Annotated in this window: 9 protein-coding genes; all 9 read right to left on the reverse strand. The window is 34.5% G+C overall.

What is annotated here, in order from left to right; all coding sequences use genetic code 11:
* Nucleotides 1-12: 12 nt before the first annotated feature.
* Nucleotides 13-1,428, reverse strand: coding sequence for an MBL fold metallo-hydrolase (locus tag ACNQF8_RS10215; protein ID WP_315208297.1), 1,416 nt, complete (start codon nt 1,426-1,428; stop codon nt 13-15).
* A 222-nt stretch (nt 1,429-1,650) separates the two neighbouring features.
* Nucleotides 1,651-2,052: a hypothetical protein gene (locus ACNQF8_RS10220; protein WP_417952179.1), complete on the reverse strand. Its 402-nt coding sequence runs from the start codon at nt 2,050-2,052 to the stop codon at nt 1,651-1,653.
* 324 nt (nt 2,053-2,376) lie between these two features.
* On the reverse strand, nt 2,377-3,174 hold the full coding sequence (locus ACNQF8_RS10225; RefSeq protein WP_417952178.1) for a sulfite exporter TauE/SafE family protein: 798 nt from the start codon (nt 3,172-3,174) through the stop codon (nt 2,377-2,379).
* A 267-nt stretch (nt 3,175-3,441) separates the two neighbouring features.
* Nucleotides 3,442-4,296, reverse strand: coding sequence for an EamA family transporter (locus ACNQF8_RS10230; protein ID WP_417952177.1), 855 nt, complete (start codon nt 4,294-4,296; stop codon nt 3,442-3,444).
* 436 nt (nt 4,297-4,732) lie between these two features.
* Nucleotides 4,733-5,794: an NAD(P)-dependent alcohol dehydrogenase gene (locus ACNQF8_RS10235; RefSeq protein ID WP_417952176.1), complete on the reverse strand. Its 1,062-nt coding sequence runs from the start codon at nt 5,792-5,794 to the stop codon at nt 4,733-4,735.
* A 382-nt stretch (nt 5,795-6,176) separates the two neighbouring features.
* Nucleotides 6,177-7,283: an NADH:flavin oxidoreductase gene (locus ACNQF8_RS10240; RefSeq protein WP_417953293.1), complete on the reverse strand. Its 1,107-nt coding sequence runs from the start codon at nt 7,281-7,283 to the stop codon at nt 6,177-6,179.
* 8 nt (nt 7,284-7,291) lie between these two features.
* Complete coding sequence (locus ACNQF8_RS10245; RefSeq protein WP_315208284.1) at nt 7,292-7,591, reverse strand: ArsR/SmtB family transcription factor; 300 nt, start codon at nt 7,589-7,591, stop codon at nt 7,292-7,294.
* A gap of 1,336 nt (nt 7,592-8,927) precedes the next feature.
* Nucleotides 8,928-10,865 carry a glucosamine-6-phosphate deaminase gene (nagB, locus tag ACNQF8_RS10250; RefSeq protein ID WP_417953292.1) on the reverse strand — a complete coding sequence of 646 codons (1,938 nt, stop codon included), beginning with the start codon at nt 10,863-10,865 and terminating at the stop codon, nt 8,928-8,930.
* A 52-nt stretch (nt 10,866-10,917) separates the two neighbouring features.
* Nucleotides 10,918-12,039: an N-acetylglucosamine-6-phosphate deacetylase gene (gene nagA / locus ACNQF8_RS10255; protein WP_417953291.1), complete on the reverse strand. Its 1,122-nt coding sequence runs from the start codon at nt 12,037-12,039 to the stop codon at nt 10,918-10,920.

Genomic DNA, 12,039 nt, shown 5'->3' on the forward strand with positions numbered 1-12,039 from the left:
TTATTTGTTTTATTATTTTAATACTTTGCTTTGACAAACGAAATCAGTTTTAGGGACAGTAGTTTTAGCTATCGCTCCAAAACCACCTTCGATTTCTGTAAAGTTTCTATATCCTCGTGCTTGCAAAATTGATGCGGCCATCATGCTGCGGTATCCTCCGGCACAATGCATATAAAAATGTTCTTCAGGATTGATGTCTTTTACCCAATCATTGATATACGCTAATGGTCGGCTGTATGCTTCATCAACATGTTCTGCCTCATACTCACTTTCTTTACGAACATCGATTATTTTGCTTTCGCCAATTTTGACTTCTTTTGCAAATTGTTCCGCCGTGATGCGATTTACAGTGTCGATTTCAAAACCGGTTTTTTTCCAAGCTTCAAAGCCACCTTCTAAATGTCCTATTAAATTATCAAATCCAACTCGGGTTAATCGCGTTACTGTTTCTTCTTCAAATCCTGGTGCAGTGACTAAAATGATTGGTTGTTTCACATCGGCAATTAAAGCACCTACCCAAGGGGCAAAATCGCCATTGATACCAATGTTTATAGACTGAGGCACATATCCTTTTGCAAAATCACCATTGTCTCTGGTATCCAAGATTAAAGCACCGGTTTCTTCTGCCACAGCTTCAAATTCAGAAGCGTTAATTGCTCTCATTCCGTTATTGAAGACATTTTCAAAGCTTTCAATCCCTTTTTTGTTCATGGCAACGTTCATCCCAAAATAGGCTGGTGGAGGCAACAAACCTTCCGTAACTTCTTGCACAAATTCGGCTTCAGTCATATTAGCGCGCAAAGCATAATTTGTTGCTTTTTGTTCGCCAATGGTTGAAACAGTTTCTTTACTCATGTTTTTTCCACAAGCAGAACCCGCACCGTGAGCCGGATATACGATTACGTCATCAGCCAGTGTCATTACTTTGTCTCTTAACGAATGGAATAATAGACCTGCCAACTGGTCCTGTGTCATGTGTGCTGCTTTTTGAGCTAAATCTGGACGGCCAACATCACCAATAAATAAAGTATCTCCAGAGAAAATGGCATGCTCTTTTCCGTTTTCATCTATTAATAAGTATGTGGTACTTTCCATAGTGTGACCCGGCGTGTGCAACACTTTTATTTTGATGTTACCAATTGCAAATTCTTGGTTGTCTTTGGCAGAAATAAATTCAAATTCAGGATTGGCATTGGGACCATAAACAATTGCTGCGCCTGTTTTTTTACTTAAATCTAAATGTCCGGAAACAAAATCAGCATGGAAATGGGTTTCGAAAATGTATTTCAATTTCACACCGTCTTTTTCCAGCCTTTCCATATAAGGTTCTGTTTCACGAAGCGGATCAATAATGGCTGCTTCACCATTTGAAGTGATATAGTAAGCACCTTGTGCTAAACATCCTGTATATATTTGTTCTATTTTCATATTCTTAAATTTTCTTTATTAAATTATAATACAAAGATATAGCATGAATTTAAAGAAGATAGTGACAAATGTTACACAACAAAAAAAGTTGCTACTATTGTGAAATTTTAAAATATAAATCGTGTGTTTTAGAAGGGTAGCACTACATAACTACTTTTAAAAAATAAAAAAACACCAGCTATTCAACTGGTGTTTCTATTATTAATTAACCAAACTAAAAAATTAATCAATAACTATTGTATGCGTTACAAACTCAGTAGCCGTTTTTTTAAATTTTAAATTGTAGGTTCCTACATCAGTAGATTTGAATTTGTAAACAACAGTTTTACTTGTTGGCGTCGTTCCGCAATCAGCTCCTTCATACTTAGATTCAACTTCAATCGTTTTTGTGTTTGCAGCTGCAGTTTCGATAAACTTGTTATAAGATCCACAATTGTTGTCCACTGAAAAAGTCACAGTTAATGGAACTTCTACATTTATGTCTCCTGTTACGGCGCCTTCAACTTTTGTTACTAATGAAGTTTTAGTAACTAAATTTGGTGTGTTGTCATCATCGCTGCATGATGTGAAAGCTGTTGAAACTAATAATACAATGACTGCTGCTTGTAATCTGAAATTTTTCATAATTATTAAATTTATTTGTTACTCTAAGGATGTTAAAGAGAATGAAAGGTTGCTTTTTGCATTCTGTTAAAAAATGCTTTGGCGATTATTAAACGGTTTATAATCCTTTGAATGAGTCAACTAAAACAAATATTTTTTTTAATTATTTATTTACTAAATAGGTTTGTTATTATGTTTTTCTTCAGATATGGAGCATGTTATTTTTTGTAAAACACAATTATAACTAAAAAATCCATCCCGATTTTAGTATTAAAAGGAGATGGATATTGGTTCTAAAATGACTCTTACAATTCAACTTATTTTTGACTTTTAGTACTACAGGTTTTATTTTAGAAAAAGCTCCTTGGTTATAATGTAGATTCCCATCACTAAAACAAACCAACCAAAGGCAGGTTTGAGTTTGTTGCCATCAATTTTTTTAGATAATGTTGTTCCAATGAAAATTCCAACAATTGCAAATGCTGAAATGGTAAGCAGAAATTGCCAATTGATTCCATTTTCTCCACCTTCTCCAAAGAAACCAATCAATGATTTGGCAGCAATAATGACTAATGAAGTTCCAACTGCTTCTTTCATAGGAAGCTTACTCAATACAACTAATGCTGGAATAATTAAGAAACCACCACCAGCTCCCACTAATCCTGTGATAACGCCAACAATTGCTCCTTCGATAAGTATAAGTGGGTAATTGAATTTTTGTTCTTCGGACTTTTCTTCTATGATTTTTTTGTCTTTTTTGATCATGCTATATGATGCGGCAATCATAATTACAGCAAAAAGTAACATCATCAACAGGTTTTTTGTAACTATAAATTCTCCTATAGAAAACACTTCTTTTGGAATTGCAGGAACAATCAAAGCTCTTGTGGTAAAAACAGCAATAATTGATGGAATGCCAAAAACAATAGCTGTTTTGATATTTACTAACCCTTTTTTGAAATAGCCCACTGTACCCACAGCACTTGTAAGCCCTACAATAAATAAAGAGTAAGCAGTTGCTATAACGGGTTCGATAGCAAATAAATAGACTAAAACGGGTACGGTAAGAATACTGCCGCCGCCACCAATCAATCCTAGAGCAACGCCAATGAGTATAGATGTAAAATAACCGATATATTCCATAACTTGTAAAATTTTATACTGCAAAGATTGTCAGTTAAAATTCCACGTACAGTAACATTTATCACATTGGTAATTTTTTTTCAAAAAATAAATTAGCAAAGGGAAAATAAAAAAGGGAATCAGTAGTAGAAGCAATGATTTTTATCAATTATTAAATAAAACAGCTGCTTGAGATAAGTAGCTGTTTTTATATTGTAGAAATCGTTTTTTTTAATCAGCGGGTTTTAAAGGAAAGCATCGAAAGTATTTAAAACAGCACTGAAAATTTTAATGTTCTTGCGTTTTTGAGGTAATTGTTGATCCAGCAGAAGCTATTACCACAAAAATTACCGCTAAAATTTCATTAAAAGTAAGGTATTCTTGTAAAAATATAAAAGCACAAATTGATGCGGCAGCAGGTTCTAAACTCATTAAAATACTGAAGGTGCGAGCAGGAAGTTGTCCCAGTGCTTTCATTTCTAATGTAAAAGGAATTGCACTGGATAATAAAGCGAGAGCTACTCCTAATCCTAAAAGTTGAGGTGTAAGGTTGCTTAACCCATTTCCTAGAATTCCAAAAGGGACAATTAATATAGAAGCAAATAACATGCCTATAGTAACAGCATCTCCACCTTTCATTATTTTTGAAATTTTCCCTCCTAATATTATATAAGCCGCCCAAAGTGCACCAGCCAAAAGAGCAAAGACTACACCTAGAATGTCTAATCCATTATTTGACCATGGAGCAATCAAAACGATTCCAGCTGCAGCAAGAAGTACCCAAAAAAAATCTATTGTGCGTTTTGAACCCAAAACAGCGACTAATAATGGACCTATGAATTCCAGCGTGACTGCAAGTCCAATGGGAATTCTTTCAATTGAAAGATAAAAAATCAAATTCATTGCACCCAAAGACAAACCGTAGGGGATTACTAATTTCCATTGTTCAACAGTTATTTTTTTTAGGTTTGGCCTGTAAACTGCCAATAGGATCAATGCTGAAATACCAATTCTTAAAGAAGCTGTTCCGGCAGCGCCAATAGCAGGGAAAAGACCTTTCGCTATAGCTGCCCCAGATTGCACGCTTATGATTGCTAAAAGTACTGCAGGTAAGGGAGGAATATTGATTTGTTTAAGTTTCATGAAGGGTTGAATATAGGCGGGTAAAACTACAAAATTTATAATTTAAAGTTGGTAATGATGTAAACAATCATAGAACAATAAAAATCAAGAGCAATGACTTTTGAAGACTAAATTGCTAATTTTAATAAATTATATGACACTCCGTTACTAATACCAATGTATTTTATTTTGTCATTTCGACGAAGGAGAAATCTCATTAGTTGCCCTCGTTATGTGATTTCTTCTTCGTCGAAATGACAATACAGCTAAATTTTACTCATATAGTCTAGCTTGGTACAAATAACCGACAGTCATACAATATATTAATAAAATCAAACAATTAACAACTTAAAAAAAACATTGGTTTTATAAACAAGAAAGAGAACGATGATACAAATAAATACCATCGTTCTCTTTACAATTCTATTATAGCGTATGGCTAAAAGTAGTGTGTATTTTAGCTTTTTAGCGAAGCCATATCAATTACAAAACGATAGCGAACATCGCTTTTCAACATTCTTTCATAGGCTTCGTTGATATCCTGGATTTTGATTACTTCAATTTCAGAGACAATATTATGTTCCCCACAGAAATCAAGCATTTCCTGAGTTTCTGCGATTCCGCCAATTAGGGAACCAGCTACGGATTTTCTTCCCATAATCATTGGAACAGTATTCAAAATAGGTTCCAAGCCACCTAAATAACCTACTAAAACCAAAGTTCCATTAGTGTTTAAAGTTCCCACATACGGGTTGACATCATGAACATAAGGAACGGTGTCTATGATTAAATCAAATTTTCCGTTTACAGCATTCATGTGATTTTCGTCAGTTGAAATAACAACAGCATCTGCACCCAATTCGAAAGCGTCTTTTTCTTTATCTGGTGTTCTGGAGAACAGGGTAACTTCGGCGCCTAAACCTTTGGCAAGTTTTATTGCCATATGTCCTAATCCGCCTAAACCTACAACCGCAACTTTGCTTCCTTTTCCAACTTTCCAGTGGCGAAGTGGTGACCAAGTTGTTATTCCCGCACATAATAAAGGAGCTGTAGCAGCTAAGTCAAGATTAGCGGGTACTTTTAAAACGAAGTCTTCGTCTACTACAATATTTTCAGAATAACCTCCAAAAGTCATTCCGCCCAAATGCTTGTCTTCTCCATTGTAAGTCCCAATCCACCCGATAGAGCAATATTGTTCCAGATCTTGTTTACAATTATCACAGGTCTTGCAGGAATCTACTAAACAACCTACCGCAGCAAAATCACCTACTTTTAGTTTAGTAACTTCATTTCCTACTTTGGTCACTTTCCCAACAATTTCATGACCAGGAACCGCAGGATAAGTGGTAAATCCCCAATCATTTCTTGCAGTGTGTAAATCAGAGTGACAAACACCACAATACAAAATTTCGATTTCAATGTCTTTTGCAGTAGCATTTCTACGTTGGATATCCATTTGTTTTAAAGGAGCATCGGCTGCTACTGTACCGTAAGCTTTTACATTTGTCGTTGTGTTCATTTTTAAAAGAGTTTTATTAAAAAATAGTATTTATAGTTTTTGTTTTACCTTATCATTTATAATTAAATAAATTTAGTAAATAGTTTGATTATTAGCGTAATAAAAAAATATTGTTTACAGAATATCAAATATTTCAAAATTTGACAGGGCTTATTTTAAGTGTATTTCGTTTATAAAGTCAGTGATTTTTTTATGTTATTCATTTTATAAAATAACTATGTTTTAAAGGATTACACCCTATTATGTTAAAGGAGCTGTTCGTAAAACAAAAAAGAGAGAAATTATTATAACGTCTCTCTTTTAGTTGTTGTGATTAAGATAGTTGATAAAATAATGTAAACTTATTTGTAGAAAGTAGTCATTTATAATTCGCTGAATTAATTTATTCTAATATCAATTCACTCAAAGCTTCTTTGCTAAAGCCTTTTAGTTGATCGTTCTTACCTGCTTTTATTTTGCTAACCCAATTCGGGTCTGATAAAAGAGGTCTTCCTACTGCTACAAGGTCAAAATCACCTCTGTCTAAACGTCTTGTCAATTCATCCAAAGAGGTAGGTTGTGAACTTTCGCCTGTAAAAGCTCCGAAGAAATCTCCAGAAAGCCCAACAGAACCTACTGTAATAGTCGGTTTTCCCGTGATTTTTTTAGCCCAGCCTGCAAAATTAAGGTCATTTTCTTCAAATTCCGGTTCCCAAAAACGGCGTTGTGAACAATGTAAAATATCGACACCAGCATCAATCAAAGGACTAAGCCAAGCTTCCATTTCTTGAGGTGTTTTTGCCAGTTTGAAGTTATAATCCGATGGTTTGAACTGAGAGAGTCTCATGATTATGGCAAAATCTTCACCTACTTGTTTTCTGATTTCTCTAATCACTTCTACGGCAAAACGTGTACGTTCTGCTAAGGTTTTACCACCATAATTATCAGTACGCTGATTTGTGGCATCCCAGAAAAATTGATCAATCAAATAATCGTGAGCACCATGAATTTCGATACAGTCAAAACCTAATCTCTTGGCATCAGCGGCAGCTTTTCCAAAAGCTATAATAGTATTTTCGATATCATTTGTTGTCATCGTGGTACCATTGCTAAAACCCGGTCTGTTTAGTCCTGATGGTCCTTCAAAAGGTACTGGTGGAACCCAACCGGAATGGTGATTGTCCATGATTCCCATGTGCCATAATTGTGGTCCCATCTGTCCGCCTGCGGAATGCACGCCGTCAATCACTTGTTTCCATCCTGCCAGAGATTGGTCACCATAAAAGTGGGGTACATTGGCATCATTAGATGAAGAAGGTCTATTAATTACAGTTCCTTCAGATAATAGTAAACCTACTTCGCCTTCAGCTCTTTTTTGATAATAAGCCGCTACAGCATCTGTTGGCACTCCATTTGGAGAAAATGAGCGCGTCATAGGCGCCATTACAATTCTATTTTTAAGGTTTAGCGTCTTCAATTGGAAGGGCGTAAACAAACTATTAGTATTCATATTGTTTTTTATAGATTCGATTCGATTATTTTGCTCAGTGCTGTAAATGCTTTTTCGTTGCGTTTGTAATAGGTCCATTGTCCAACACGTGTAGATTCTATAAATCCAGCGCGTTGAAGAATTGATAAATATTCTGATACTGTTGATTGGGTGAGTCCCGCTTTGGCCTGAATTTGTCCTACGCAAACACCGTTTTCAAAACCGGCAGCCAGTTGTTGCGGAAAGTTTATTTCAGGTTCTTTTAACCATTCGAGCATCTGTAATCTCGATTTGTTTGATAACGCCTTAAATATTTCTATATGATCCATGGTGCAAATATATCGACTTTTCCCGATATACCAATTTAAAGAAAATCATTTAGGATATATTTAAGAGATGGAGACGTTGAGTATTTTGGTTCCCTTATTGTTGTACAGGATGAATTTATCTGATACTATGAAAGAGAAGTACCTCAAGGTATTGGATAATCGGATAAAGAGATTCTAAATATTTACTTGTTTTTTACGGCTTTCCGTAAATTTATAAATTATTTAGTCTTTACATTTGTTAATAATCAGGCGTATCTACGTATAAATAATCGTGTTAAAATCATTTATATTTGGTAGGTTTGATAAATAAAGCGAATCAAGAATTGAAATCCTTTTTTTGTGCCGTTAGGCACTAAATATTGGTAGTAATTGGGTTTAAAATTCGTTAGCGTGCCGTAGGTAAGCAACATTAATGGTTTTGTTGTATACCTATGGCACGCTAAGCAAGCTTTTAGCAGTGAAGCCAAACGGATGGAGTTTTTGTTTGAGTTGTACGAGAAATATACGGCTGGATTGTTTGTGAAGGAGAAGAAAGGGAAGAAAATTAAAAATTAAAACAAATAAAAAACCCTGTAAATTAATTATTTACAGGGTTTTTTGTGGAGTCGCCGGGACTACAATCGAACACCTAATTCCTATATTAACTTTTTTTGACAGCTTAAAATTTTAATTTAATCATTTGATTTTAAGTTATTTGATTTTTTTTAATTCAATGATTATTTTTTAGGTTCAAAATATTTACCTAACTTATTTTAACGTTTTTTAATAATTCTAAGTTTTTTAAAGATAAAAAGTTGACGCTAAAAGAGACATTAGAGTTCGACTGTCGAACTCTTTTAAAGACTAGAGTAAAAAACAAGAAAAATTAGGTACTATAACTTGTATTGCAAATATTACCTTTACTTGACAAGTCACAAACTAATTTATACACTATTTAAAGAAACTGGCTATGTGGAAAGTTATTAAAGTTAAATTCTATTTCTCAAATTTACTTAATTATTTTTAAAGAATGATACCGACAATAATAGGTCATGAATTTATAAACTTAATTGTCATGACATTGGAACGGCAATTAAGTATTATAATTAATAGTGATTACCCGACTGGTAAATTAGTGGTGTCAAGAGTAGGTAAATAATTAGGTTGGTATGCACTGCTTTGGTTTTCGTCATGACTACATCCAACAGTAATATTGGATAGAAGTGTTAAGACGAAAACTAATCTTTTTTATTCACGAACGTTTGTAAGTAAAATTTGGGTTATTTATAAAATTTAAAACTATCAATATCCTTATTAAAATCTTAAGATATTGATAGTTTTAAATTTAATTATAAGGTTAGTAATCAAAACGTTTAAAAGCTTCAATAGCTTCATATTCAGCAAGACCTAAATCGTCGTAAATCTTTGCGGTATTTTTGTTGCGATCTTCGGCTCGTACCCAAAATTCTCTGGAGTCATTCCCTTGAAACATCACTCTGTCTTTTTGAGATTGATGATACAAAATAGCATGTCTTTTTAATAAAACTTCATCAGGACTTAAGGGAACAGCCATATCTATTTCATGGATATCCCATTCGTGCCAAGCACCTCTGTACAACCATAACCAACAATCATTCATGTAAGGTTTTGATTTGATTTGTTTCATGGCGTTAAATATAGCATTCAAGCAAACTTCATGAGTACCGTGTGGATCTGCCAAATCTCCTGCAGCAAAAACCTGATGCGGTTTTATTTTCGCAATAATGGCGGCAACTATGGCTACATCTTCAGGACCCAATGGGTTTTTCTTTACTCGGCCCGTTTCATAAAAAGGAAGGTCTAAAAAGTGCGTGTTTTCATCTTTTAAGCCAATGTATCTTGTGGCAGCATACGATTCACGACGTCTGATTAAGCCTTTTAATTTTCGAACTTCAAGAGAATCAATTTGATTTTCGGTTTTGTTGTTAATGAAATTGATTACCGCAGGAAAATCAATATTGCAATCAGTTTCTCCAATAAAATCATTGCAAACTTCAGCAAATTTCAATGCTTCATCATCTGTGACAGCAATATTTCCAGAAGTTTGATATACTACATGAACATCATGGCCTTGTTTTATCAATTTAGAAAAAGTGCCTCCCATAGAAATCACGTCATCATCCGGATGCGGACTAAAAAGGATGATTCTTTTTTTTGCAGGATTGGCTCTTTCGGGTCTGTGGGAATCATCCGTATTGGGTTTTCCTCCTGGCCATCCGGTTATGGTATGCTGCAATACATTGAACATATTAATATTCAAATCATAAGCAGAACCTTCTTGCGCCAAAAGATCCGACATTCCGTTATTGTTGTAATCCCTGTCGGTCAGTTTTAATATCGATTGTTTAGTTTCTTGGCAAAGCCAAACAATGGCTTTATTTTTTAATTCGGGTGTCCAAATGCATTCTCCTACCAACCAAGGTGTTTCAAATCGAGTTAATTCTGATGCTGCCAATTGATCTAAAACGAAAGTAGTATTGGTATGATTTTGCAAAAATGTAGCGGGAACCTCCGAACTTATTTCTCCTTGAATGGTTCTCTTTATGATGGAAGCTTTATTTTGGCTCCAAGCCATTAATACAATTCTTTTGGATCTCAAAATAGTGTAAACTCCCATAGTAATCGCTCTTTTAGGGACGTTGTCAATACCATTAAAATCAGAAGATGCATCAACTCTGGTAATGTGATCCAAAGTAATGATTCGGGTTCCTGAGTTGATATGGGATCCAGGTTCATTAAATCCTACGTGTCCGGTACGACCAATTCCCAATAATTGAAAATCAAGTCCTCCAGCATTTTTTATTTTTATTTCATAATCAACGCAATATTGATTCAGTTCATCAATCGCTACCGTTCCGTCGGGAACATTTACATTTTCCGGTTTAATATCGATATGATTAAAAAGATGCTGATGCATGAAATAATGATAGCTTTGGTTGTTTTCTTTTGTCATTGGATAATATTCATCCAAATTGAAAGTGACCACATTACTAAAGCTAAGTCCTTCTTCTTTATACATTCGTACCAATTCTTCATAGACCTTTATAGGAGAGGAACCAGTAGCCAAACCAAGTACACACGGTTTATTTTCGGCTTGTTTGGATCTAATTAATGCGGCTATTTCTTGTGCAACAATTGTTGAAGCTTCAACCGAATTTTTGAAAATTTCGTTATGAATTTTTTCAAATCTCGTTTCTTCAAATTTACCGGCACTTTTATAACTGATGTCAGGATTAATTTCTAAAACACTTTTCATTTTAATTTTTTATTTGAGTTAGTTGTTTAGTTGTTTTTTTAATATGGATTGTTTAAATCGGATTATAATTTAGGGTTTCTATTCTTGACAAATTATCATTGAATGTGATAAAACTTGCCGGAAATCCGGGTTTTATTTTTCCCAACTGATTTTCCATATTAATAGCGGCTGCTACTCGACAAGTGCCCATTTTAATCGCTTCATCAGCAGATATATTCAAATTATTGAAAGCATTTTGAACTGCTTCTTTCATTGAAATACTAGCACCGGCTAGATTGCCTTCATCATTTCTATAAAAACCATTATCAAGATGCGCATTAAAATTCTCCCATTCGAAACTGGAAACTTTACGTCCTAAAAAAGCAGCGTCACTAATTAAAAAAAATTTATCTTTCTTTAGTTTGTAGGCTACTCTTGCAGCGGCATAATCACAATGGGCTCCATCTAAAATAACAGGAGCATAAACAGATTCATTTTCGAATGTTGCGCCAACTAAACCGGGTTCCCGATGCCCAAATTGAGTCATCGCATTAAACAAATGGGTAACCAATTTAATCCCTTTAGAAAAGTAATATTGTGCTTCTTTGTAGGTCATGGTAGAATGCCCTGCCGAAATGACGATGTCGCTTTCTAATAGCATATCCAACTGCTCGTCTGTAAAACATTCCGGAGCAATCGTTATTACTTTTATAATATCTTTTCCATAACGTATAATTTCTTCTAATTCGGAATTGGTCGGTTTGCGAACCTGATCAATACTATGAGCCCCTCGTTTTAAAGGATTTAAGAATGGACCCTCCAAATGCATTCCAAATACTCCGTTATTGAATTTTTCTTTGTAATTGCGAATGGCTTCAATTCCCTGAAGAATAGTTTCCTTTGAAGATGATATCAGGCATGGAAGTACTTGAGTGGTTCCATATTTCAAACTAGTTTGATAAATATCTTGAATGGTTTCTTCGGTAGGATTTTGGCTGAAATAAAGCTGCTCACCACCATTTATTTGGATGTCTATAAAACCGGCGGAAATGTGTTCTCCTTTCAAATCAATTTGAGGAAGCATGTTGGGAACTTCCTTTTGAATAGAAATAATTATTCCATTTTCTACAATAATGACATCATTATTTATTTCTTCGCCAGTATGTACAATTCCATTAACAATAGCTTTTTTCAT

The sequence above is a fragment of the Flavobacterium labens genome (assembly GCF_048286755.1).
Classification (GTDB): Bacteria; Bacteroidota; Bacteroidia; order Flavobacteriales; family Flavobacteriaceae; genus Flavobacterium.

What these genes read in the sequence shown, in the direction of transcription:
- ACNQF8_RS10215 (WP_315208297.1), bottom strand. Translation starts at nt 1,428, where the DNA reads ATGAAAATAGAACAAATATATACAGGATGTTTAGCACAAGGTGCTTAC.
- ACNQF8_RS10220 (WP_417952179.1), bottom strand. Translation starts at nt 2,052, where the DNA reads ATGAAAAATTTCAGATTACAAGCAGCAGTCATTGTATTATTAGTTTCA.
- ACNQF8_RS10225 (WP_417952178.1), bottom strand. Translation starts at nt 3,174, where the DNA reads ATGGAATATATCGGTTATTTTACATCTATACTCATTGGCGTTGCTCTA.
- ACNQF8_RS10230 (WP_417952177.1), bottom strand. Translation starts at nt 4,296, where the DNA reads ATGAAACTTAAACAAATCAATATTCCTCCCTTACCTGCAGTACTTTTA.
- ACNQF8_RS10235 (WP_417952176.1), bottom strand. Translation starts at nt 5,794, where the DNA reads ATGAACACAACGACAAATGTAAAAGCTTACGGTACAGTAGCAGCCGAT.
- ACNQF8_RS10240 (WP_417953293.1), bottom strand. Translation starts at nt 7,283, where the DNA reads ATGAATACTAATAGTTTGTTTACGCCCTTCCAATTGAAGACGCTAAAC.
- ACNQF8_RS10245 (WP_315208284.1), bottom strand. Translation starts at nt 7,591, where the DNA reads ATGGATCATATAGAAATATTTAAGGCGTTATCAAACAAATCGAGATTA.
- nagB (WP_417953292.1), bottom strand. Translation starts at nt 10,865, where the DNA reads ATGAAAAGTGTTTTAGAAATTAATCCTGACATCAGTTATAAAAGTGCC.
- nagA (WP_417953291.1), bottom strand. Translation starts at nt 12,039, where the DNA reads ATGAAAAAAGCTATTGTTAATGGAATTGTACATACTGGCGAAGAAATA.